The following is a 25,530-nucleotide window of genomic DNA, read 5'->3' as shown; positions in this document are numbered from 1 at the left end:
AGAGGCAAATAAGCACAGCGTAAAAGTCAGGCTTTAATATCCGATTCATGTTACATATTTTCAGGAAATAGTTACATAAATCACACTTTTTTTAAGCGTCTATCTCGACTAGTTTCAGGATATACGTAGCGCCAAGCATACAAAAACACGCCCCTGTCGGTGCGGTGCATTTCCGCCTATTAGTTTGAATCTTCAATGGCCAGGCTTCGCTTTTTTGGTTTAGCTGCCTCATCTCCATCTCTGAGCAATTTACGACGGCGGGGCGTTTTTTTAGTTTCAAGCGTCAAAAGAACCCTTCTCATTCGGCGCGACGGGGCAATAACAAATCCCGATTTCATCACAATTTCCCCTTCTTTCACCTTGGAAATATATGTCTTGTTGACCGAAACTCTGTTGTGTACTCTGGTAAGCGCCAAATGGGTAGTTATCTTTCCTAAGTTGTGTGAGCTAAGAAGCCGCGTGCCATCCTTCAGATAGATGTAAGTGTAGTTGGAGACAGAGGTGAGATACTCGACTTCTGGGGCCGAAATAAGTATATTATCTACAATCATGTCAAGCAGAGTTTTGTGTACCATTATTATCACTAAACTCATGCCAGCCCCCTTACCAAAATATTGTATTCATCACTGCAAATGGTTTTTAAATCTGTTCGTAAAGAAGGAAATCGCTATGTATCAAACCAATAGCCCTAAATGAGTCCATCAAAGAAATCGACCAATGTTGTATTTTATTTATTGTATACGCTTAAAGACTTCTGTTCATCGGGCGTTTTTTTGTTAACAATCAAGGGGGTATTCAAAGTTGTTTGGATAATATCAACAACCGTCGTTCCCTCAACGACGTAAAGATAAAGTCGATACATTGAAGGGTTTTCTGGAATTTTGACCTGTATTTTGGGACCACTGCCGAGTTCTTTCAAGGACACAGCCTGCTCAAACCGACCGATTTGAACCAATTTCCACTCAAACTTTACGTTTGCTGGGAGTGAATCGGCCAAGTACCATTGAGATTCTTTGTGTACCAAGGCGTAATACGTAAGCGTAGTAGCCGGAATGGTGGCCAATGCAGGCTTTAAGATTTTCACCATCGGCGGCGGTGCGGGAGCCTTGGTGCCTTTCCAGAGGTGACGCAGCTGCATAAAGGGCGTTTTTTGGCGTCGTCGAAAATCTTTTATTCCGTCAAAATTGACCAATCCACTATTAACTATGTCCTGCCAATTGGTAATAAATACCCCCATTTTTTGGGGTTCCAAAGTGGCATATTGGGACACTGTTATATTCCTAAAAAAATACGGAACGCTTAGTTCTTTAAGCAAACTAAAATCAGCCGCCCGAGATGCCTTCACTTTGATTCCGAATGCATCTACCTCGGGCATCAGTCGGTGCATTTGGTGAACCGTTTTGGGCAAATCGTCCGCCAACGTGACATCAATCGTAACGGGACGCGAGGGGTCAATCTGCTTGATACTGCGCACCAAGTTTTTAACAAAAAACAGGTACGCATCTCGCTGAATAATCAAATCAGGTTTGAAATATCGAAACTGAAGCTCTTGAAAAACAGCGTTACCGATGTTCCAGCCAATGATATTTTTATTGTCTTTGTACGAACTGACGACCGCAAGAATATCCGCCCTGACTTGCTCCAATTTATTTTTTTCTTCCACAAAATCGAGGTGGTCGTCAATCCAAAAACTAAAATGCACCTTCATGCCGGTTTCTTCGGCGGCCCTGATGATATTTCGGTCGTAGATGCCCGGGCCGCTGTGTTTGACGGTGTTGATGCCCAAGGTTTTCATTTCGTAGAAATCCTCCAGCAATTCACTCATTCTGAATGGATTGGGACTCTTGACCCAATCTTGGGCTTTGGTGTAATTGATACCTCTAGTTCCTACAAAAAAGGCCCTTTGGATTGTTGTTGACGCTACATTTTGGGGTGCCGTCCCGTACGATGTCAGGAGCTTGGGAATAGGCTCAATCTTTTCCTTATTAAATCGATTTTGTTTTCTTACCAACCTGCCCGACTCATCGGTTAGGTCATTGATTCGTCGGAGCCTACCAAATGGCCCCGCCGTCCTGCCCGAAATGACCACGGCTTTGATTTCAGAAAAAGAAGCACGGATGGATTTAGCCTCTTTGTCGGACAACGACTGATTTTCGTTTTCTATCAGCATTACGGGAAGTTCTGATTGAAAAACGGGATGTTTATGAAAAGCCCAATACTGCTTTTTGATGGGTAAAGAATCATGGGCTTCGTTTAGGCTACTGACCGCCATCCAATCAACGTACTGACGGCCCGGAAAATATTCGTCGATTGAGTCGGGCGTCCCTGGATTCCACACCCAAATTACCCGGTATAATCCCTGATTGCGAAAAAAATCGTGCATGTATTTCCACGCAGTCCTAAACGCCTCAGCGGTGTTTGGCGCGGGATTCGGCAGATTGTCGGCTTCGGGAGCAAAACGGATAAAAACAGGGCGATTCAGCGCTTTAAACTGACGGCAAAACTGCAAAAGATACGCATCCTCACTTCCGTTTGTGATTCGTTCAAAAACGTTGGCATTGTCAGAAAGCCGCGAAGGAAGTACCCACGTAATCATGGGCAAGGAGCCATTGCGATAAACAGAATCTAACGTACGGGTGGACAAAAAGCCACTCGCCCAGCGAACATGAAATGAGAGGATGTCAAAATGGGTTTTATTCTCCCCGCTCAAGGGGAAAGCCGTACCCATGGTGTTGACCGACCGCGCGTCTATTCCGGTCATAAAAAAGTTTTCCCGATGGTCTTTGTAAATCGTCGGCGGCAGTCCTTTCTGTCGAAACTGAACCATGTAAATAATGGGGCAGGTCAAGAGGATTGATAACAACAGCGGAGTACGTCTGACAACGGTGTAGATACGACGCCTGATAATCCAGAAATGTCCCTTGGCTTCCCGAAGAAACAGCAACCCAGAGTTTAGTCGTTTATGCCGAACGGCCAAGATTCGAAATTGGGGCTGTCTGCTTATCAGAACCGTAAAACCCATAAACACGGCGTTCAGCCCCGCAAATACCGACATGGTTAGGTTGTAGGGATTCCAATCGGTGTACAATCCATAACTGATGGAAAATAAGGACAGCAACAAAATGACAAGATTAGGGATATTTAAAGGCCAGTTGTTTGCCTCTTTACCATCTTTGGGTGTGGGTACGTAGGGTACATTTACCCCAAACAGGGTGTACAAAAAACCCAGAATAAACACCCACCAAGTGCCAATCATCAAAAGCCCGCCTATCACATGAAACCCTCGCTCGGTATCTTCCATTACCCACCATTGCACGAATTGCCTGATAAGAACGACCACGGTCAGAAAAGGCAAGGCGATTAGACCAAACTCTGTAATATCCATCTTCATCGGACTGGTATGAAAGCAGAGCGAAAGGATAGGAATCAAAAAATTGAGAAAGAATATAATGCCCGAAAGATAATGAAGCGGAATCAGCGCATAATGAATCTTCTGGCGCAGGGTGAATTGCGTAAACAACTTGGGGTAGACAGTGACCAACAAATCAAACACCCCCCTAGACCATTTCAGTTGTTGTTTATAATACGCCGACAAGGTAGAAGGCACCAACCCACGGGCCAGCACAGCAGGCACATAGACTGATTTCCAGCCCTTTGCGTGGAGCTGCATGGCGGTGTGCATATCCTCGGCAAGGCCCGCGGCGTGGCCTCCGATGGATTCGAGCGCCGCGCGCCGGAAGGTGCAATTGGCCCCAATGGCCAGCACCGTTCCGTAGTGGTTCATGGTCATCATCATCGGGCCATAAAACTGGTAGGTCTGCTGGGCGGCACCTTTGGCGATTAAGCTCTCTTCGCTGTTTTTATAAGCCTGAACAATCTGGACAAACCCGATGGAAGGATCATTAAAATGCGACACAATCGGGTCAAGAAAATCGGGCGCAGGGACATGGTCGGGGTCCAAAACAACGCAAAGCTCCCCCGATGATTGGCGCAAGGCATTGTTGATGTTACCCGCTTTGGCATTCTTTTTGTCAAGGCGGGTAACGTGGTGTACCCCCAACTGCGCACAAAGACGCTTGAGGTAAGGGTCGTCGGCTTCGTCGCACAGGTAGGTAGTGTGCGGATAGGTTATGGCAACAATCGCCCGCAGGGTTTCCTCTATCATTTCATAAGGCTCCCCCGCGCAAAAGGTGGTGAAAATATCGACGGTATAGGTCTTATTGACAGGTGGGACCTTTGGAATTGTGATGCTAAAATAGTGGTACCATTCATAAAGGGTTGTGAGACAGGTAAAGAAGAAAGCCGTTATCAACATCGCGTATAGCGCCCCGTTTCCCCGAACAGACTCCGCCAACAGATTAGCCATAAAAAACACCATCGACCCCACCCCCAAAAGAATCATGAGCCTCAGGGTGAGCAATTCCCGCTTGGTGGGTGGTTTTATCAATGGCTGGTTTTTCATGGCTGGCTCACTACGTAAAAGGGAATGTTACAAGTCGCAAAATTTCCCTGAGTATTATAAATGGTAGCAAAAATTCGGTAGGGGCCTTCCTCTTCTGGCGCCGTAAAATTGACTTTGAGCTCCGTCGAGTTTTTGTTGAGTTGCGACAGCGGCGTGAGCTTTTTGGTATTGGCCTGATTGTTTATTCGCAGCCAATCTTCTTTGAACAATTGCCACTTTATTGTTTTAATGCCCCCTCCCAAAGAATCCAACAACACCTCCGCCGTAGCTGGGGCATTGGCCGTAAGCAAAATATTATCTTTGGCCTTCTTCGAATTAAGTAACATGGTTTTGACCGTGGGAAATTCGTGCTTGTAAGCTTTCCCACTCCAAAGGGATTTCATCTTACCCACGGTTTCGGAGTGAGCACCCGCCTCATCAAAAAGGCTGAACCACGTATGCGTACCTTCCTGTTTGTGCCCCCAATAAAACAAACACGAACCCAAAAAACGTGAATCTTCAACGGGCATATATTGCTGGTAGCGAGTCAGACACAACTCTGCTTTCTCCCCAGAAGTAGGTTCCAGATACGCCCCCCAAGCGGTTTGCTTGGTCCCTTCCCAAGGGCCGTCGATACCCCACTCCGACAGTAGATAGGGGCCACTCCAAAACCATCTGAACCAATCCAAATCATCGCGGAGGGTGTTTATTCGGTTATAAATATTGAATGAGATGATATCGATGTCGCAACGAACCACCAGATTTAGAATCGATTTTTTATCAAAATTGAGGAGAACAGTCGTAATCGGATGGTCGGGGTCATCCTGATGAATCATATCGACCAAGCCATTAAATACCTTGTAAAAATTGTTGTAAGAGGGATTGTACGGAAAAATGACTTCATTCCCGATTGACCACATCAGCAGAGCTGGGTGATACTTAAATCGCTTCACCACGGCTTGATAATCTTTGTGCATTTTGGCCGCTTGCACTGGATTATTGAAAAACGAAGTTTCATGGTAGTTGGGCAGGTATAGCCCCACAATCACGCTGAGGTCATTGGCCAGCGCACTGTCCAGAATCACGGCTAGGTTGGTCGTATCCCAAGTCCGCAGGGTATTACCGCCCGATTCTTTCAGAACCGAGCAGTACGAATACCCCGAAGCACCATTGATAAAAAAAGGCTTTCCGTCTTTGATTAACGCATACTTACCGTTTTTCTTTTCAACATACACCTTTCGTCGACTCTTACCATTTTCGGCTTCATTACACCCATTTAGTACAGAAATAATCAGCGCAAAAAAACCAAGTTTGAAAATAAAAAAGTAGTTTCTTTTCGGGAAAACCATTGGAAATATATCATAACGTTGAGTAAGTACATACGAACTTCAAAAAGCACAAGGACAAACAATGTGCTAAAAGAAAAATATCCTATAAAATTATTTATAGGCACAAGATATACCATTTTGAAGATTAATGCCAAAAAAAGTTATCAAGCGGTCCATCACCAAATACCTCATTACAAGCATACCAGTTACCTCATATAGCGACAAACCACAATAAAGATATACCAAAAAGACATTCTAATTCTATTCCCCCTTCAATATCATTCCTTTGATGGTCTCTTTGTCTTCCCAGGCGCAGAAAGCCAAGCGCGGATTGAGCATCACCACGCGCGGATACCGCCCCGCTCCCAAATTCAGGGGTTGTGCTTGCGTAGACGAACTGAGCCAAACTTGCCCTTTGTCGTGCCAAACGATAAAAGTATGTTGCGTACTCGTGGCAATAGAAGCATTGCGGCCTTGGCCTAAGAGTTGTTCTGGGCCTCCCATTTTTGAGGTAAAAAGCTGATTTTCACGTCGCCAAACCGAAGTAAAGCCCCCTTTCTCATCCACACTCATACCGCCACCATCCATCGGGCAAGCGTTGAGTTTCCAAGTTCCTTCTCCCATTTTTAGGGCAGGTAAGAAGGTTTTTCCAGCATCCTCCGACGTAGCGACGTACATATCTCTAGCGCCACTGATCCAGTTTCGGAACATAACATACACGCGCCGGTCGCGCATGAGAATGGACGGCTGACAACACTCACAAACCGTGGCATCGGGGGAGCGATAAATGAGCTTATTTTTACCCCAAGTCAAGCCGCCATCGTTGGAGGAAGCCCCAAAAATCTTGTTTTGTTTGTCGTCTCCCAGATCAAGCCAAATCACCCAAAAAGCCCCTTTCCCATCACTTGCCAGCGCATTAAAACCCTCTTTGGCAATTTCGGGTACATCATTGACCATGAGGCGATTCTGCCACTTACCAGTAGTACGATTGCGCACATAAGCGTAGACATTTCCCGCTTTGTCAACGGTCGTAATCACCGTCGATTGGGGCGAAGACGCAATCTGTGGCCCCCTCGATACGCCCAAATGCAGCCCCTGAAGGCTGTCTACTAGCTCAGGCGTTGAAAAAGAAACGCCTTTGTCTTTTGAAAAAGAATAATAAAAAGCGTTCCCTTTTCCAAACACCATTTCGATGGATTCATTCTCGCCCACACACATCGCAGGCTGAATGCCTTTCGTGGAAAATAACGCCTGTTGTGCGCGCGTCGACGACACCGTAATGATAAAAAGAAGGGCTAATTTTTTGAACATGGAGTTTGTTATTTAAGACACATTAACCGCCCGCTGACGTCGTTTTTCATCAACGGGCGTTTTTTTTAGTCACTACCAAATACGCACGCGCAGGCTATCTGGACGGTACAGTTTATTGGTTGGTTTTACGTTGAACGCTTCATAAAATTCGGGCATATTTGCCAACGGACCGTTTACCCTAAACAACTCAGGCGAGTGCGGGTCCATGGTGATGCGCATCCGCATGGTTTCGTCGCGGGTTTTGATGCGCCATACCTGCGCAAACCCCAAGAAAAAGCGCTGTTGCGGCGTAAAACCGTCAATTTTCTCGCCACTTTTGGCCTGTTTTGTTTTCATAAACGCCTCATAAGCAATCGAAAGCCCACCGATGTCGGCGAGGTTTTCGCCCAAAGTCAACTCTCCGTTTACGCTCATGTTGTCCAGCACTTTATAGCCGCTGTACTGCTTCACCACCACCATCGCTTTGCGCTTAAATTTATCGCCGTCGGCGGGTTTCCACCAGTTTTTCAGCATTCCCATGTAGTTATATTGGCGTCCCTGATCGTCAAATCCGTGCGTCATTTCGTGGCCAATCACGGCACCGATGGCGCCGTAGTTGATGGCATCGTCGGCGGCATTGTCAAAAAACGGAAACTGAAGAATCCCCGCTGGAAACACGATTTCGTTGAACGTAGGGTTGTAATAGGCGTTGACGGTGGGGGCCGTCATGCCCCATTCGGTTTTATCAACGGGTTTGCCGACTTTCGCCAAATCGCGTTTTCCTTCGTAAATGGCAATCGCCCTTTTGTTAGCAAAATAGTTATCGCTGACGATTTCCACTTCGGCATAATCTTTCCATTTGTCGGGATAACCGATTTTTTTGATAAACGCATCCAATTTTTTCACGGCTTCGGTCTTGGTCGAGTCCGACATCCAATCGAGGCGTTTGATGCGGTCGCGGTACACATCCTGCAAGTTGTTGACCAGCTCATTCATGCGCGCTTTGGCGTCGGCGGTGAAGTATTTTTGCGTAAACAATTGCCCCAACAAATCGCCCAATCCTCCGTCGACGGCATTGGTAATTTGTTTCCAACGGGCATTTGGCACTTGCTGTCCGTTGAGGGTTTTGCCGTAAAACTCAAATTGCGTATCGCGAAACGCTTTGGTCAACGAAGACGCCGCTCCCGACAGCACCGACAGTTTCATTCGGTCTTTCAGAACCTCCAACGGTTGTGTTTTTAGCAATCCACTCAGGGCTTTGTAATAATCGGGCTGACCCACGATGAGGGTATCCGTTTGGGCACCCATCGTTTTCACAAACCGCGCCCAGTCGATACCGGGTGTCAAGGCGGAGAAGTCTTTAATGGCAAACTTGTTATAATTCAGCTCGGGGTTTCTCAGCTCTACCGGACTACGGTGCGACTTGGCGATTTGGGTTTCGAGGGCCAATATCGTTTCGGCTTTTTTCTTCGCAGTCGTCGAGTCTACGCCCGAAAGGCTAAACAGTTTTGCGATGTATTTTTTATAGGCGTCTCGTATTTTTTTGGTTTCGGCATCGGTGCGAAAATAATAGTCTTTTTCGGGCAGCGAAAGCGCCGTTTGAGCAAGCTGCAAGGCATTGTAGCCCGGATTTTTTTCGTCGGCTGCCACATAATACCCCACCCATACGCCCCCCGGCGACTCCAGTTTGGCCGTATAATCCATGATTTCTTGGGACGTTTTGAGCCGATCAATCTCGGCCAAATAAGCCTTAATTGGCTCAATGCCTTTCTTTTCGATGGTGACGGTATCCATCCCAGACCGGTAATAATCACTCACTTTTTGTTCCAAACTCCCCTTGGGATGCGTTGTTTTGAGGCTTTCCTCCAAAATACCGTGGAGTTTGTTGAGGTTTTCTTCGTAGAGGGTATAAAAAGAGCCCCAACCCGTTTGGTCGGCGGGAATTTGGGTATTTTTCATCCAGTTGCCCGAGGCATAACTAAAAAAATCATCGGCTGGATTTACGGTGGTATCCATGCCTGCTGTGTCAAAAAATGTGGTTCGGGTCGATTCTTTTTTGTCGGTTTTGCAGGCGGCCAAAATGGCCCCGAAAAGCGCAAGATAAACGAGTGATGGAATGGATTTCATGAAAGGCTGAGTTGTTTTTATGAACGAAAAAATAGTTGTAACAAAACTATTTACAAGAGGATTATAGACGGAGTATTTACTTATTCCTCCTGGTCTTAATCAGCTGCGTATAGCCTACCGGTCACTGCTTTTTTTTTACAATTGATGTCCAAAATCGCTCAATTCACCTCCCATAGAATTGATTTCAGGACTAATTTCAGGTTGTTTTGTCTTCGAAAATCAGTCATAATCATTTCCATTAACAACCATCACAACCATGAAAACAACGCTTGCTGGGATGCTGTGTATGTTCGCAGCCACTGCTTTTAACGTACCATCGAAAGAAACATTCCTAACTACCACCACCGAAAACCCACTCTCCAAAAACACGGCTCAAATTTCGCTCGACAATACCGAAGCGCTCATCAAAAAAGGAGAATATCTTGTCACCATTGCGGGCTGCGGAGATTGCCACACGCCCAAAATCATGGGTAAGCAAGGCCCCGAACCCGACCCAAATCACTGGCTTGGTGGGCATCCTGCCTCCATGAAGCTACCTAAAGTAAACAAGGGAGAATTGTCATCGTGGGTTTTGTTTAACATGACCAATACCGCTGCCGTAGGGCCTTGGGGGGTGTCTTTTTCGGGCAACATCAGTTCAGACGAATCGGGCATTGGCAAATGGACCGAGGAGCAATTTTTTACAGCCATGCGTGAAGGGAAATACAAGGGTCTCAAAACCGCACGCCCTTTGCTGCCACCCATGCCTTGGCCCAATTATATCCAAATGACGGATCAGGATTTACGCGCCATTTTTGCGTATTTAAAAAGTACAAAGCCCGTCAAAAATGTAGTCCCTGAGCCGATTACGCCTGATAAGTTGTAGTCTTTTATGAGCGTAACCCAATAAGGCCAAAACAGGGGTGTTTTGGCCTTATTGTTTGTTATGAGTATGTTGGCTGGGGTTCACTACTTTTGAGCATATCAACCATACTTCTGAAACGCTATGTTTTTAGCTTCAAAAACCATTTGTTCGGCCCGCGCCGTAGTCACTTTAGGAATAGCCTCGGTAGTATTGACGTTTATGTCAAGCTGTTCATCCTCCAACAATGATACCATGTCTTCTACTGCAAACTCTTTCGGCACCGATCTCGAATTCTTAAAAAAACACCAACAAACCATCGTTCTTACCGCTCCCGACGATGATTCTGCCCAAGTGGCCGTCGTTGGGGCTTTACAAGGCCGCGTCATGACTTCCACAGCCAACGGCACTTCTGGCAACAGCTACGGCTGGATTAATTATAAACTCCTCGAATCGGGCAAATTCACGCCGCACATGAGCGCCTTCGGCGGTGAAGACCGCTTTTGGATTGGCCCCGAAGGCGGGCAGTTTTCCATTTATTTTCAGGAGGGCAAGAAATTCGTATTCGATGATTGGCAAGTACCTCCCGTCATTGATTCTGAGCCGTTTGATTTGGTTTCTTCCGATAAAACCAAAGCGGTTTTTCGCAAAGCTGCCTCGCTGATCAATTACTCAGGCACAAAATTCGACTTTGTCATCGACCGCAGCGTGGAAGCGCTCAGTAAAATAGCCATCGAAACCGCCATTAACTTTCCGCTCAAAGACGTAAAAACAGTAGCCTACGAAACTGTCAATACCATCACCAATCAAGGTGCCGACTGGAACAAAGAAACGGGGCTGCTTTCCATTTGGATTTTGGGGATGTTTAATCCTACGCCCAAAACCACCGTGGTGGTGCCATTTGTGGGAGGCGCTGACCACAAAAGCAAAATCAACGACAGCTATTTTGGCAAAGTCCCCGCCGAGCGCCTCATCGTTGAAGACAGCGTGTTATACTTCAAAGCCGACGGCAAACACCGCAGTAAAATCGGCCTGCCGCCGAGCATTGCCAAGCCCGTCATGGGAAGCTATGATGCTGAAAAAGGCGTATTAACGATTGTCAGCTACGATTTGGACCCCACCGGCGACTACGTCAACGCCATGTGGGAAATCCAGAAAGAACCCTTCAAAGGCGACGCTGCTAACTCTTACAACGACGGCCCCGTAGAAGACGGTACGCAAATGGGGCCGTTTTATGAACTGGAATCTTCCTCTCCCGCCAAAGCCCTCAAAAAGGGCGAAAGTCTCACTCACCGCAGCCGCACCTACCACTTTGAAGGCGATAAAATGGCGCTGAATGCCGTGGCAAGAAGAATGCTGGGCGTGAGTTTGGAAGAAATCGCGAAGCATTAAATTGGGTAATTTTCTTCAAATTCACTCCTATTTTGTTTCCAACAACTTATTTATTGTGGCAGCAGCTCACCAAGTTGCTGCCACTGTTTATTCACGTTGGGATTCAGCCTTTTTTTACGAAAACTTCCCCACTGTTTCTTTGTTTCTTCTGTATATTGTTCGCAATTTTAACGAATAACAGCGCAGAAAAGCCTGAAGTCGTCGTTTGTTCATCCACGGCAATTAACAAATCAATCGCCTTAAAATCAATTAGTTAAAACTAAAACCAATCACCGTAGTACCCCTGCGAAAGGCAGGTAAAACGGAGAGAAATCCACTATGGAGACAAACAAAGACACAAAATCAATTGAGAATATTGAGTTGGTTTTTCTGAAACCAGAAGATTACCAAGAGATCAAAGAAATGATGATAGAGACCTATTCCAGTATGCCGAATGCGTATTGGAAAGAACACCACATCAAAACATTGATCACCATTTTTCACGAGGGGCAAGTGGGCATCAGAGTAGATAATGAGCTGGCTGGGTGTGCATTATCCATTATTGTAGACTACGAAAAAGTTGACTCTAAACATACGTACAAAGCCATCACGGGAAATTATAGTTTTAAGACCCACACCAACGCAGGAGATATTTTATACGGAATCGACGTATTTATAAAACCCAAGTTTCGCGGCCTGCGATTGGGAAGGCGTTTGTATGATTACCGAAAAGAGCTTTGTGAAAAATTAAATCTTAAAGGAATTGTATTTGGGGGTCGCATTCCCAATTACCATCAATATTCCGATACCATTTCCCCAAAAGAGTACATTGAAAAAGTACGAAACAAAGAAATCCACGACCCTGTTTTGAATTTTCAATTGTCAAACGACTTTCACCCTGCCCGCATCCTGCAAGGGTATTTGGAAGGCGATAAAGACTCCAACGAATATGCCGTACTGCTGGAGTGGGACAATGTTTACTACGAGAAAATCACCGATCAGGCGGCCTTTAAAAAGTCAATTATCCGATTGGGCCTGATACAATGGCAAATGAGGTTATACAATAATTTTGAGGAACTTATGCAGCAGGTGGAATACTTCGTGGATGCAGTATCAGGCTACAGGTCTGATTTTGCCCTGTTTCCTGAGTTTTTCAATGCGCCGTTGATGTCTGATTATAATCATCTCTCCGAGCCAGATGCCATCAGAAAGTTAGCCGAATATACGGAGCGCATTGTAAATCGCTTTTCTGAACTTGCCATCTCCTACAATATCAATATCATCACTGGCAGTATGCCGGAAGTTGTTGATAACCGTTTGTACAATGTGGGTTATTTATGCAAAAGAGACGGAGGTATTGAACGCTTCGAAAAATTGCACGTAACCCCCGATGAAGCAAAGATATGGGGCATGCAAGGCGGCAACACCATCAAAACGTTTGATACCGATTGCGGAAAAATAGGCATTCTTATTTGCTATGATGTTGAGTTTCCGGAGTTAAGCCGCATTTTAGCCGATGATGGAATGCACATTCTGTTTGTGCCCTTTCTGACCGACACCCAAAATGGCTATTCAAGGGTGAGAAACTGCGCTCAGGCAAGAGCCATCGAAAACGAATGTTATGTGGCCATTGCTGGCAGTGTCGGAAACTTACCGAAAGTGCACAACATGGATATTCAATATGCCCAATCCATGGTTTTTACCCCCTGCGATTTTTCATTTCCCACCAACGGAATAAAAGCGGAAGCTACCCCAAATACTGAAATGATTTTAATTGCCGACGTGGATATTGATATGCTGCGGGAATTAAATCAATTTGGAAGTGTCCGAAATCTAAAAGACCGCAGAACGGATATTTATTCAATCATACGTAAAAAGGAAATTAAAGACACTCTGTAACGGAACTACTGCGCAAAATGCCCGGCGTGAGTTTGGAAGAGATTGCGAAGCATTAAAACTCTCTAACCACAGAGACACAGAGTTTCACAGAGAAAAACTCCGTGGTACTCTGTGAAACTCCGTGGTACAATAAAAAATGAAACCAAAATGAAAAAACTCCTTTTTCTCCTCTGCCTCGCTACCCAAGCCCTTGCCCAAACCCCTTGGAAACCGCAAAAGTGGCCCATTTTGAAGCATTATGACCAACAGCATCTTACGCGTATTGCCATGCCCATCGGTGGCATCGGTACGGGCACGGTATCGTTGGGAGGACGCGGGCAGTTGCAGGACTGGGAAATCATGAACCGTCCCGGAAAAGGATTCAGTACAACCTTGCCGGGCAATATGGCTCCGTTTTTCGCCATTTACGTCAAAAAACCAACCGAAAACGCCCAAGCCAAAGCCCTCATCGGCCCGCTCGAAACGCATGAGTACCAGCACATGGAAGGACGACCCGTGGACCATCACGGCTTGCCGCGCTTTGCCAAAGCGAGTTTCGACGCCGCTTATCCGTTCGGTCAGGTAAATCTGTCGGACGAAAAACTGCCCGTTACGGTTCAAATCAAAGCCTTCAATCCCCTCATTCCCGGCGATGCCGAGCGCAGTGGCATTCCGATGGCGGCGTTGACCTACGAAGTGACTAACACGTCCAACCAACCTTTGACGGTTTCAGTGGCGGGTTCGATGCGTAATTTTGTGGGGAAAGATGGCTCCAAAGGCTCAAAATCCTGGAAAGGAGAGTTTAATCCGTCGGGCGCGAAGCAGAATAAAAATCAATTTCGGCAGGGAAAAGCAGGCCAAGGCATTTTTATGTATTCCGATGGCGTGGACAAAGCCGACCCCGCTTGGGGAACGATTGCGCTGAGTACCAACGCCGTTGGCGACGTCAGTTACCGCACATCTTCCGTGCCCAACGCCTGGGAAAATGCGTTGCTGGATTTTTGGGATGATTTTACGGACGACGGAAAATTGACCGAAAAAACCAAAGTCGCCGATGAAGACCCGATGGCGTCGTTGGCCGTGAAGAAAACGATTCAACCCAAACAAACCGAGTCGTTTACGTTCTTTATCACGTGGCATTTTCCCAACCGCTTTGCGTGGTCGAAAGAGCGCGTGGGCAACTACTACACCACTCGCTACACCGACGCGTGGGACGTGGCCGAAAAGGCCGTGCCGCAATTGCCCCAACTCGAAAACGAGACGTTGCTCTTTGTCAACAGCTTCCTAAAAAGCGATTATCCCGAAGCCGTGAAAGAAGCGGCGCTGTTCAATCTCAGCACGTTGCGCTCGCAAACCGTGTTCCGCACCGAAGACGGGCGGATGTTTGGCTGGGAGGGTGTCATGGACAGCGAAGGCTCGTGCGCGGGTTCGTGTACGCACGTCTGGAACTACGAACAGGCCACGGCCTTTTTGTTCGGTGACTTGGCCCAAACCATGCGCGACGTGGAGTTTAACTACGCCCTCGACAGCACCTCGGGCATCATGCAGTTTCGGGTGGGACTGCCGCTCAACAAAGGCGCGGGCAACGGCATGGCCGCCGCCGACGGGCAAATGGGCACGATCATGAAGTTTTACCGCGATTGGCAACTGTCGGGCAACACCATTTTTTTGCAAAAAAACTGGTCGAAAATTAAGCGCGCCTTGGCCTTCGCGTGGGTGCCCGACGGCTGGGACGGCAACCTCGACGGCGTCATGGACGGAGCGCAACATAATACGATGGATGTGGAATATTTCGGGCCTAATCCGCAGATGCAGATCTGGTATTTGGGCGCGTTGAAAGCCGCCGAAAAAATGGCCGAAGCCATGCACGATGCCGCTTTTGCGCAGCAATGCAAGACCCTGTTTCAAAGCGGCAGCACCTGGGCCGACCAACATTTGTTTAACGGTGAATATTACGAACAACAGGTGATTTCGCCCGTAGGACGCAAATTTGCCAAGGGAACTGTATCGGGTTGGAACAGCACGCAGGGTGATTTTCCGCCGTTTCAGTTGGCCAAGGGCTGTTTGGTGGACCAATTGGTGGGGCAATTCATGGCGCACGTGTGCGGCTTGGGCTATTTGGTGAAACCGCAAAACGTGCAGACCTCGCTGAAATCCATTTTGAAATACAATTACCGCGCCTCGCTGACGGAGCATTTCAACAACATGCGCTCCTACGCCCTGGCCGACGAGCCCGCGTTGCTCATGGCAAGCTGGCCCAAAGGCCGCCCCACCGTGCCATTCCCATACTTTGCCGAAGTGATGACGGGCTTTGAATACACCGCCGCCATCGGAATGCTCTACGAAAACATGACCGACGACGGCCTAAAATGCATCCAAAACATCCGCTACCGCTACGACGGTGCCAAGCGCAGCCCCTTCGACGAAGCCGAGTGCGGCCACCACTACGCCCGCGCCATGATTAGTTGGGCTTCCACGCTGGCCCTGAGCGGTTTTCAATACTCAGGCGTAGAAAAAACCCTTCATTTCAACGACCAACCCGGTACGTTTTTCTGGTCCAACGGCTACGCGTGGGGCACCTGCACCAAGCAAAAACAGGGCACCCAACTCAAAACCACCCTGACCGTTTTGCACGGGCAATTACCCGTTCAAACCATACAGATTGGCAATAAAAAAGTGCATGAACTGGCGGTGAATGCGGTTTTGAAGGCTGGGGAGAAGGTGGAGTTTTTGCGGTAGAGGGGTTCTGTTTTTTCTACAAAAAAAAATCTGTCTTTCATTTTCTTTTCAACATGATTTTCTCTTAAAGTTTAATTCAAAATCATGTTAAATTTGAACACTCCACCGCTTCAATAAACCTCAAATTGTAAGAAAAAACAACATGAAAGCCCTATATGTATTAGAAGATTCAACAATTATAAATTCACAGGGAGAGATTATTTTCTTTTCATTAGAAAAATTTATAAATGATATAGCAAAGGGTGACTGCTGTTTTATTTGTGGCGCTTCACCAACTGAAAAAAAGTTCAATAATGAGCATATTATACCCGATTGGATTCTCCGAAGGTTTGATTTATACAATAAGCAAATCAAACTACCCAACGGCTCTTATATTTATTATAGACAATATGTTATTCCTTGTTGCGAAGACTGTAATTCATTATTAGGAAAAGAAATAGAAGTACCTATTAGTGAACTCCTTAGCCTATCTTATAAAGAAATAATAGAGCGGATTCATTTAGATAATGATTTAGTTTATTTAATATTTCGTTGGTTATCGCTGATTTATTTAAAAACTAATTTGAAAGACAAATTTCTACTTGCTGACAGGGGCACAAGAACGGGAAGCAAAAAAATAGGAGACTCACATATTTGGGAAGACATCCATCATATTCATTGTATAGCTCGAAGCCATTATACTAAAGCAAAAATTGACTATAATGTCTTTGGAACAATATTTATTTTCCCTGCCTTAAATTTAGAAGAAAATAACACTTTTGATTATATAGATAATTCAGCAGCAAAAGTTGTTATGGTACAAATTGATGACTTTTGCATTGTTGCTGTACTTAATGATGCTTGTGCAGGATTTACATTGTGGAAAAATATGTTTATGAGAATCACAGGACCTCTTTCACCATTTCAGAAAAGAGAGATAATATCCCACCTCATTTATATTAACCTTCATTTAAAGGAAAGACCTACATTTTATTCATCTTTTACGGAAAACGGTACTTACGAAATAAAAGCAAAAATACCTAAGCAGGTCGAATTAATAGAAAGTGAAAATGAAGTAATCTCAATAGGCACATTATTACATCTTTATGTTAAGGACATTATGAGTGAATTTGATGGTAAAAATGAAGTTCTCGAAAGCATTCGATTAGGCAAACGAGGCTATTTGTTTAATCAAAATGGTGATTTCATAAATCATAGTTAATCCTCACCGTTGTTCGTTGTCTTCCGTAGGATGACTGCGAACGCCAAATAAGCAGCGTCTTTGCAACATGGCAAATGTTCCAAAAGCCACTTATACCCACCCCACTGTTCACCGAGCTGTTCGCTTTCTTCCGCAGGATGACTGCAAACATAATATAAACAGCCTGTTTGCAACACGGCAAATGCTCCAAAAGCTATTCTCATCAATTAATTAGCCCAAAGCGGAGCAGTATGTAATTTATGCCGATAGTTGTTTGCTTACCAAAGAGTTTATGACCAAGCGCCATATCATTTTCAAGAAAATACCAAGAGACATCCTAAGTTTTGAGCTATGAATTAATAGAGAATCAAATGGAGAAATTAATAAAACCTGACTATTTCAAAATCTGGAAATCAATGTTGGATGTTGACATCCAAAAAGAGTTTACTGAAATAGAAACGCAGGAATTGGAATCACATAGTTTTACCTTTTATACTTCGGTTTCGGTGATGTCATCTTCAAAAATTGAGGGCGAACAACTCGAATTAGACAGCTATGTAAAGCACAAGATGCTGAACGTTGAATACCTTCCTGAACTAACTGAAAAACCCAACGACTTATACAATGCCTACTTATTTGCAAAAGAAAATAAATTGACACCAAAGAATTTTTTGCAAGCTCATTTATTTATTGCCGCTCACTTACTGCCTAAAGATCAACAAGGTGCAATTCGCAAAACAGAAATGTTGGTAATGGAACACAAAACAGGAAGAATACAATACGAAGCGGCACCGATGGCAATTGTAAACGAAAAATACCACCAACTATGGGAAGAAATAGAAGCGTTATTAAAGAAAGAATTAAGCATTGAACAGATTTTTTATTATGCTGCATTTATACACTTGGCCTTTGTAAACATTCATCCTTTTAGCGATGGGAACGGCAGAATTGCACGCTTGTTAGAGAAATGGTTTTTAGCTGAAAAATTAGGCGAACGGGCTTGGTATATTAAATCAGAAAAATATTATTATAAAAACGTAAACGATTATTACAAAAACCTGGCACGATTGGGCTTGTTTTATGAAGCATTGGATTACGAAAAATCTATTCCGTTTCTTTTAATGCTCTCCAAATCTTTAACTTTTGAAAAATAAGCATTGGGATTAAAACCATATCAACAGCAAGTTATCAACGCCCCCCCCGTTGTTCGCAGTCTCCCACAGGATGACTGCGAACGCCAAATAAGCAGCGTGTTTGCAACACGGCAAATGCTCCAAAAGTCACTTCATCAATTAATTAGCACTATATGCTCCGTGCTACCATGAGCAATCGCATTTCAGGTATTTTTCCATCAAAAATTTCTTTTGAGAAATGTTGGCCATACGACTGACAGCGGCAGAGAATCTTTCAAAATGAAAGATTACGGGTAAAATTGCCCGGAACAGGCAACACAAATACGATTTGGTCAGTTACCCATAAAATCATTAACCACTCACTACAATGCGAATCTTTTTTACGGGCGGCTCGGGAAAAGCCGGAAAGCACGTTATTCCGTACCTGCTCGACCAAGGCCATAAAGTGCTGAATGTAGACCTGACGCCCTTGCATCATCCGGGGGTAGCTAATCTGACGGCTGATATTACAGATTCAGGACAAATGTTCAATGCCATGACGTCCTATACGGGATTTGACGAATTGGAACCGGGCACCGGCGTACCCAAATTTGATGCGGTCGTTCATTTTGCGGCCGTACCCCGCATCTTACTCAAACCCGACAATGAAACATTTCGGGTAAATACCGTGGGCACTTACAATGTAATTGAGGCGGCGGTGAAATTGGGTATTAAAAAAATCATCATTGCCTCGTCTGAAACCACCTACGGTATCTGTTTTTCGGATGGACAAACCGACCCGAGTGTGCTGCCGCTGGAAGAGGATTATGACGTCGACCCCATGGATAGCTACGGATTGTCGAAGGTGGTCAATGAAAAAACGGCCCGCAGCTTTCAGCGACGGTCGGGATTTGATATTTACGCCCTCCGCATCGGCAATGTGATTGAACCACACGAATACGCCGAACTCTTTCCCCATTATTTCACACACCCCGAAGTGCGCCGCCGCAATGCTTTCTGCTATATCGACGCCCGCGACTTGGGGCAAATTGTGGACTTGTGTTTGAAAAAAGACGGCCTTGGCTATCAGGTTTTCAATGCCGGGAACAACCACAACGGGGCTATTATCCCAAGCAAAGAATTAGCGAAAAGATTCTTCCCCAACGTGCCCATTACGCGCGAATTGGAGGAGCATGAAGCCTTGTTTTCAAATCGCAAAATCCGTGAAGTGCTGGGATTTCAAGAACAGCATAACTGGCGAAAATACGTAAAATGGGACTGAATTGAAGAGCTAGTCATAAGACCGACAGTGGCAAAAATTATAAAAACAATGAAAACACATGACCAACGTTTCGCGGAAATGAGCTTCGCGTCGGTGTATCCGCACTATATCGCCAAAGTGGAGAAGAAAGGAAGAACCAAAGAAGAATTACATCAGGTCATTGAATGGCTGACGGGTTTTAATGACCAACAACTACAAGCCCAAATTGACGATAAAGTGTCTTTTGAAATATTCTTTCAAAATGCCTCCCTAAACCCCAATGCCCATCTCATTAAGGGGCTGATATGCGGTTATCGAATAGAGGAAATAGACAATCCTTTGACCCAAAAAGTCAGGTATTTAGATAAGTTGGTGGATGAGTTGGCGAAGGGGAAAAAGTTGGAAAAAATCCTGCGAAATTCGTAGCCTATTTATGCCGTTGTTGGTGTTATTTTCACCAACAACTCCTCTTTCAATTTTTAAACCATTGGCTAAATACTTTCCACTCCACCAAGGCCAGTGCACCCACACCCACTGAGTCCAACAGTAAGTACCCTCTTCCCAGCCACGAGGCTTTATCAAAAAAAAACCAAAGCAGCCCCAGACAGAAAACTGCATAAGCACCATTGGCGTAGATGAGTGTCTGTACCCACCGTGCCGATTGGGCTTTTCTCAAGACCAAATGAAAAGCATATACGGAATAGCATAAAGCAATGACGGCACAAGAGGCCAATAAACTGCTGGGAAGTTGAAGATAAGGTTGTACAAGGTCTTTCAACAAAAGTACCGCTACCCCTACACTCAAGCCCGCGAAGGCATCAATCCAAAGTAGTTTTTTGAGTTTTATCATAAAGTTTATGCCCCTTTATTTTTCTCAAATATATTGACATCCTCCTGATTTTATGAAATTGAATTTCTTTAATCAGCAATAAAAATCAACGGTCTTGGCCCCTCTCCAGCCAAGGGCATCCGATACAAATAGATATTTACGGGCAGCCATTAAAATTTTTCTCTCTTCCCCAAAAAATTGGTTTCTTTGTAAAGAACCTCAATAACGAGGTATATTTTCATCCAACAAACCGACATATTCCCTTTTTATGAAGAAACTACTACTCCTAACCCTTTTTTCTTATTCACTTTTTGCCCAAAACCCCATCGAAACCTTCACCAAAGACATGGAAAAGAAGGACGGTTTCATGCCCTATTATTGGGACGCTAAAAAGGGAAAAATCTATTTGGAAATCAACCGATTTGATACCGAATTGTTGTATTATCCAACTTTAGCCCAAGGTATCGGCTCCAACGACATCGGCCTCGACCGTGGCCGCTTAGGGCAGGAACACGTCATTAAATTTCAACGTACTGGCAATAAAGTCTTGATGGTGGAACCCAATTACGGCTACCGCGCCCTTAGCAACGACCCGCTCGAACGCCGTGCCGTGGAAGAATCCTTTGCGCAGTCGGTACATTGGGGATTTGAAATCACCGCCGAAAATGCCGGAACGGTGCTCGTCGAATTGACGCCTTTTCTGTTGCAAGATGCCGTGGGAGCCATTCAGGATATTTCACGCACTCGACAAGGCACCTTCAAACTGGACGCTTCGCGCTCGGCTTTGTATTTGCCCAATACCAAAAATTTCCCCAAAAACACCGAATTTGAAGTAACCATTACGCTTACTGGAGATGCTCCCGGGGCTTACCTCCGTGCCGTAGCCCCAACAGCCACGACGGTGAGTATGCGTCAGCACCATTCCTTTGTTGAATTGCCCGACAATAACTACCAACCTCGCGGTTTTGACCCACGCATGGGATATATTTTTACCTCTTTTTACGATTATGCCTCTCCCGTGAGTGAGCCGATTACGAAACGGTACATTGTACGTCATCGTTTGAACAAAAAAGACCCCAACGCCGCCATCAGCGAACCCGTAAAACCCATTGTTTACTACATCGACCCCGGCGCGCCTGAGCCTATCCGCTCGGCCTTGGTCGAAGGGGCCAAATGGTGGAATCAGGCGTTTGAGGCGGCAGGCTACAAAGATGCGTTTCAGGTCAAACTCCTTCCCGCCGATGCCGACCCGATGGATGTACGGTACAATCTGGTGCAGTGGGTACACCGCTCTACGCGCGGCTGGTCGTACGGTGGCAGCATCATCGACCCGCGCACAGGCGAGATTTTGAAAGGCAAAGTCACGCTGGGTTCATTACGTGTTCGTCAAGATTACCTCATCGCACAGGGGTTGGTGGGCGATTATAAAACCGATTCTACCAACACCGAAGAAATGATGGGCATGTCGCTCGACCGCTTGAAACAACTGTCGGCGCACGAAATCGGGCACACATTGGGACTCCCCCACAACTACGTGGCGAGCGTGCACGACCGCGCGTCGGTGATGGACTATCCGCACATGCAGGTTGAATTAAAAAACGGCAAAGTAGATTTGTCCAACGCGTATGACAAAAAAATTGGCGATTACGACAAATGGTCCATCATTTGGGGCTACCAAGATTTTCCGAAAGGTACTGATGAGAAAAAGGCTTTGAATGCGATTGTGGACCAAATGTACGGCAAAGGCCTGTACTTTCTCACCGACCAGGACGCACGCCCCGAAGGCAGCGCCCACCCGCAAACACACCTCTGGGACAACGGCGTGAATGCCACCGCAGAGTTAAAACGAATTTCGGAAATTCGTAAGCTGACCTTGGCTAACTTTGACGAACGAAAACTCCGCACGGGCACACCAATGAGCTCATTGGAAGAGGTTTTTGTGCCGATGTACATGTTTCATCGCTTTCAGGTGGAAGCCACCGCCAAAGCCATCGCTGGGGTGAATTACCGTTTTTCGGTCAAAGGCGAAAAAGAACTCACTACCACGCCTGTCAATGGTAAAGAGCAACGTGACGCATTGGTGGCGCTGTTGCAAACCCTCCAAGCCGATTTTCTGAAAGTACCCGAAATGGTTTTGAAACTTACACCACCGCGCGCTTTTGGCTACGATGCCAACCCCCGCGAGACCTTTAAACGCCGTACAGGGCTAGTATTCGACCCACTGGGGCCACCTGAGGCTTCGGCAGGCCTTACGCTGCGCATGTTGCTCAATCCTGAGCGTTTGAGTCGATTAGTGATTCAATCGTCCTTTCATCCTTCGCTGCTGAGCTTGGAAGAAACCCTCGACCAACTCATTAATGCTACGTGGAAGTCAAACGCTTCACGGGCAGGATACGAGGGGGAAATCGCGCGATTAGTGGAAAAAATGACGCTCGAAAAACTGCTGGAGTTGTCGAACAACAAAGAAGTGACTCCTCAAGTGAGAGCCGTAGTAATGCTAAAATTGAAAGATTTAGGCTATTGGGTTCAAAATAGAATGACAGCCGATATCAAACAAAAAGCCCATTATTTATTTGCGTCGCATCAAATTGAAACGGCAAAGTCAAACCCTTCTGACCTCAACACAACCACGCCCATGACCCCTCCCGACGGCCAACCTATCGAATCAGGTTATGATTGGTTAGCGCCAGCCTGCGATTGGGAGTTGCCGGCGTTTTCGAAAGGAAAATAACCTTACTGCGTGGTAAGGTTAATCAAAGAAGATGCTGGATATGATGACCAGTAAAAAGAAGACCACAATCACGATTAAATAATAAAACAAATCAATGAAAGGGTAATCTTGACGATTTAGTTTATCTAACCATTTAGAGAACATATCTTTACCACGTATTATAATATTATTCAATGTAGAATGTCAGGCAAAAGAACTACGTAAAATGGTCTTTCGCTACTGACTTTTTCGCACTAATTTTCAGCAAATCTAATGCAAATTTTCGTAAATACGTCCCTCAATGAATCGCTTCGCCAAGCATTGAAACAGCAATTACCCGCGGGGCATTCGGTATTTTTCAAGAATGAATGGTCAGAAGCCGAGCAAGCAGCGGCCTTCCAACAATCACAGGTGATTTTGGGCAATCCACCCGCTGCTTGGTTGGCACCCGCCCCGCCACTGCTCAAATACTGGCAGTTGGATTCGGCAGGTTTTGACGGCTACAAAAACCTAAATTTACCCAACGTAGCCGTATGCAATCTGGCCGACTATTTCTCCATTCCTTGCGCCGAAACGATAGTGGCGGGGATTCTGGCTTTTTATCGCGGTGTAGACGAACTAACCTCACTCAAAGCCGAAAAACGTTGGGTTGGAGCGCCAATTCGTTTTCGGCTCAATTTACTCACTGGTAAACGTGTAGTGATTTTGGGCGCGGGCAGCATCGGCCAAGCCGTCAAAAAAATGCTTTCGGGCTTTGATTGCTCCGTTCAAATGGTTGCGCGTTCTCACCCGAGTGCGTCAATTCATTCGCCCGAAGAATTATTGGTCGTATTGCCCCAAACAGATTTGGTTATCAACTGTCTTCCCGGCACCGCTAAGGGCTTTTTTACGGCCCAAATGATTGATGCTTTGCCAACTACGGCGGTTTTTGCCAACGTAGGGCGCGGAACCACGGTAGACGAGCCAGCACTCATTGCCGCTTTGCAGCAAAAACGACTGGCTGGGGCGGTCTTGGACGTGACCGAAGTTGAACCTTTACCCACCGAAAACCCGCTTTGGGATATGCCTAATGTGATTCTTACCCAGCACACAGGCGGCGGACAGGCAAGTGAAGATGAAGGAAAAATTGCTTTTTTCGTCAAAAACTTCCAACGCTTTTTAAATGCACAACCCCTTGAAAATCAGATTGATTTAACCCGTGGCTACTAACTCAACCTTTATCCGCATTGACATGAAAATCTTCGTATTGTTTTTAATTACCGTCTGTTTATTTACGGGAATCACTGGTTTTTCCCAACAAAACGCCGACGAAAAAGCGATTTTAAAAATTCTCCAAAAGCAAGAAGCCGACTGGAACGCGGGCGATGTTAATTCATTCATGGAAGGCTATTGGAAATCAGACTCCCTGGCGTTTATCGGCGCAAAAGGCCCTACTTACGGATGGAAAAACACCCTAGAAAATTACAAAGTACGCTACCCCGATCGCGCCACCATGGGCACCCTAAAATTCACTATCTTACGGTTGAATGCGCTGGATAAAAACGCCTATTTTGTCATCGGTAAATGGCACCTTACCCGCCCAGAGAAAGGAGATATTGGAGGACATTATACACTCGTTTTCAGGAAAATCGCAGGAAAATGGCTGATTGTAAGCGACCATACGTCTTAAGGCGCATAAAGACTCCTGAATCAACTGCATTGGGCAAAATTCAACCCTTTTACATTTTTCGGTTTACCAGTTTTCGGTTTATTATTCCCCTTTCAATCTTCATATTCCACCGCTTTCAGCACCAGTTTTTTCTCAATTTCCCGCAATTCATACCAAATTTTGCGCGTACCTCCCGTGGGGCGGGCGTTGGTATCGCCAGCGCGGTAAATGGGAAATTCGCGCACCAATTGTCCGTTTTCAATTTTAAACGAATCATGCCCCATGTAGCCTTCGGCCAACATCGGCAAAAAGGGCTCAATACGAATAGCATCAAACGACGTAGGAAGAAACTCAAAGGCGTAAATCTTTCCAAATGAGCCACTCCCGTAAGTACTGGAATAAACGTATACCTCAGGAGAACCGTTACGATTCAAATCAGCCGCTTCGGCATTGACCACCCATCCGTCCGTTTTTTGTCGGATAAGAATCAACTGCTTGTCGTCGCGGCTTACTTTAATGACCAATTCCCTGATGGCCCCAGATTCAGTGGTACTGATGTCGAATTGATGCTTTTGGAAGGCAATGGTTTTCTTAAAACTGTCGAAAGCGGGAATATCGGTTTCGTTAAAACGTGAAAATCCCACCAGTGCGGAAATCGCAACCAATAGTACTGAAATTGAGGCTATTTGTGACTTTTTATGCACTAAACCCGATGATTTGCAGAGCTTAACGAAAGTTTGAGATTAACTATTTTTAATTAATAATTAACTACTAT

Annotated in this window: 18 protein-coding genes; 11 read left to right on the top strand and 7 right to left on the bottom strand. The window is 45.7% G+C overall.

Going from position 1 to position 25,530, the window contains the following annotated elements; translation table 11 throughout:
• Positions 1 to 179 precede the first annotated feature (179 nt).
• The 5 genes from NCI00_RS16455 to NCI00_RS16435 form a co-directional block, all read right to left on the bottom strand.
• Positions 180 to 575 carry a LytTR family transcriptional regulator DNA-binding domain-containing protein gene (locus NCI00_RS16455; RefSeq protein WP_253529273.1) on the bottom strand — a complete coding sequence of 132 codons (396 nt, stop codon included), beginning with the start codon at positions 573 to 575 and terminating at the stop codon, positions 180 to 182.
• A gap of 152 nt (positions 576 to 727) precedes the next feature.
• Positions 728 to 4,462: a glycosyltransferase gene (locus NCI00_RS16450; RefSeq protein WP_253529271.1), complete on the bottom strand. Its 3,735-nt coding sequence runs from the start codon at positions 4,460 to 4,462 to the stop codon at positions 728 to 730.
• Positions 4,459 to 5,790 carry a glycoside hydrolase family 2 TIM barrel-domain containing protein gene (locus NCI00_RS16445; RefSeq protein ID WP_253529269.1) on the bottom strand — a complete coding sequence of 444 codons (1,332 nt, stop codon included), beginning with the start codon at positions 5,788 to 5,790 and terminating at the stop codon, positions 4,459 to 4,461. Before NCI00_RS16445 ends, NCI00_RS16450 begins: the two co-directional genes overlap by 4 nt.
• A gap of 240 nt (positions 5,791 to 6,030) precedes the next feature.
• Complete coding sequence (locus NCI00_RS16440) at positions 6,031 to 7,080, bottom strand: sialidase family protein (protein ID WP_253529266.1); 1,050 nt, start codon at positions 7,078 to 7,080, stop codon at positions 6,031 to 6,033.
• 72 nt (positions 7,081 to 7,152) lie between these two features.
• A complete protein-coding gene (locus tag NCI00_RS16435) occupies positions 7,153 to 9,186 on the bottom strand; it encodes a M13 family metallopeptidase (protein WP_253529263.1) in 2,034 nt (677 codons plus the stop codon).
• Positions 9,187 to 9,442: 256 nt separating this feature from the next.
• Between NCI00_RS16435 and NCI00_RS16430 the strand changes: the two genes are divergently transcribed.
• The 8 genes from NCI00_RS16430 (at position 9,443) to NCI00_RS16395 (ending at position 19,994) form a co-directional block, all read left to right on the top strand.
• Positions 9,443 to 10,051, top strand: coding sequence for a c-type cytochrome (locus tag NCI00_RS16430; protein ID WP_253529260.1), 609 nt, complete (start codon positions 9,443 to 9,445; stop codon positions 10,049 to 10,051).
• Between the two features lie 120 nt (positions 10,052 to 10,171).
• Entirely contained in the window at positions 10,172 to 11,419 is a 1,248-nt protein-coding gene (locus tag NCI00_RS16425; protein ID WP_253529257.1) for a DUF6786 family protein, read from the top strand.
• 318 nt (positions 11,420 to 11,737) lie between these two features.
• The gene (locus NCI00_RS16420) at positions 11,738 to 13,297 is read left to right on the top strand and encodes a carbon-nitrogen hydrolase family protein (RefSeq protein ID WP_253529254.1); all 1,560 of its coding nucleotides are present in this window, start codon (positions 11,738 to 11,740) and stop codon (positions 13,295 to 13,297) included.
• Positions 13,298 to 13,444: 147 nt separating this feature from the next.
• Positions 13,445 to 16,015 (top strand): GH116 family glycosyl-hydrolase, encoded by a 2,571-nt coding sequence (locus tag NCI00_RS16415; protein WP_253529252.1) that lies wholly within the window; start codon positions 13,445 to 13,447, stop codon positions 16,013 to 16,015.
• A 142-nt stretch (positions 16,016 to 16,157) separates the two neighbouring features.
• Entirely contained in the window at positions 16,158 to 17,216 is a 1,059-nt protein-coding gene (locus tag NCI00_RS16410) for a hypothetical protein (protein WP_253529250.1), read from the top strand.
• 350 nt (positions 17,217 to 17,566) lie between these two features.
• Entirely contained in the window at positions 17,567 to 18,349 is a 783-nt protein-coding gene (locus NCI00_RS16405) for a Fic family protein (protein ID WP_253529249.1), read from the top strand.
• A 346-nt stretch (positions 18,350 to 18,695) separates the two neighbouring features.
• Positions 18,696 to 19,589, top strand: a complete 894-nt coding sequence (locus tag NCI00_RS16400; protein WP_253529248.1) for an NAD-dependent epimerase/dehydratase family protein — start codon at positions 18,696 to 18,698, stop codon at positions 19,587 to 19,589.
• A 39-nt stretch (positions 19,590 to 19,628) separates the two neighbouring features.
• Positions 19,629 to 19,994 carry a DUF2200 domain-containing protein gene (locus NCI00_RS16395; protein ID WP_374758843.1) on the top strand — a complete coding sequence of 122 codons (366 nt, stop codon included), beginning with the start codon at positions 19,629 to 19,631 and terminating at the stop codon, positions 19,992 to 19,994.
• 46 nt (positions 19,995 to 20,040) lie between these two features.
• Here the strand turns inward: NCI00_RS16395 and NCI00_RS16390 are convergent, their stop codons facing one another.
• Entirely contained in the window at positions 20,041 to 20,418 is a 378-nt protein-coding gene (locus NCI00_RS16390; RefSeq protein ID WP_253529246.1) for a hypothetical protein, read from the bottom strand.
• Between the two features lie 247 nt (positions 20,419 to 20,665).
• Here NCI00_RS16390 and NCI00_RS16385 point away from each other — a divergent pair, with 247 nt between their 5' ends.
• The 3 genes from NCI00_RS16385 to NCI00_RS16375 all read left to right on the top strand — a co-directional run bounded on the left by NCI00_RS16385 (position 20,666) and on the right by NCI00_RS16375 (position 24,776).
• Entirely contained in the window at positions 20,666 to 23,128 is a 2,463-nt protein-coding gene (locus NCI00_RS16385; protein ID WP_253529244.1) for a zinc-dependent metalloprotease, read from the top strand.
• A 252-nt stretch (positions 23,129 to 23,380) separates the two neighbouring features.
• Positions 23,381 to 24,316: a D-2-hydroxyacid dehydrogenase gene (locus NCI00_RS16380; protein WP_253529242.1), complete on the top strand. Its 936-nt coding sequence runs from the start codon at positions 23,381 to 23,383 to the stop codon at positions 24,314 to 24,316.
• A 22-nt stretch (positions 24,317 to 24,338) separates the two neighbouring features.
• Entirely contained in the window at positions 24,339 to 24,776 is a 438-nt protein-coding gene (locus NCI00_RS16375; protein ID WP_166561182.1) for a YybH family protein, read from the top strand.
• A gap of 92 nt (positions 24,777 to 24,868) precedes the next feature.
• Here NCI00_RS16375 and NCI00_RS16370 read toward each other — a convergent pair whose 3' ends face one another.
• A complete protein-coding gene (locus tag NCI00_RS16370) occupies positions 24,869 to 25,420 on the bottom strand; it encodes a hypothetical protein (protein WP_253529241.1) in 552 nt (183 codons plus the stop codon).
• Positions 25,421 to 25,530 lie beyond the last annotated feature (110 nt).

It is taken from the genome of Runella salmonicolor, assembly GCF_024158025.1.
Classification (GTDB): Bacteria; Bacteroidota; Bacteroidia; order Cytophagales; family Spirosomataceae; genus Runella; species Runella salmonicolor.
Note: the sequence above shows the minus strand (reverse complement) of the source record. Positions and strands in the feature narration are given on the sequence as shown.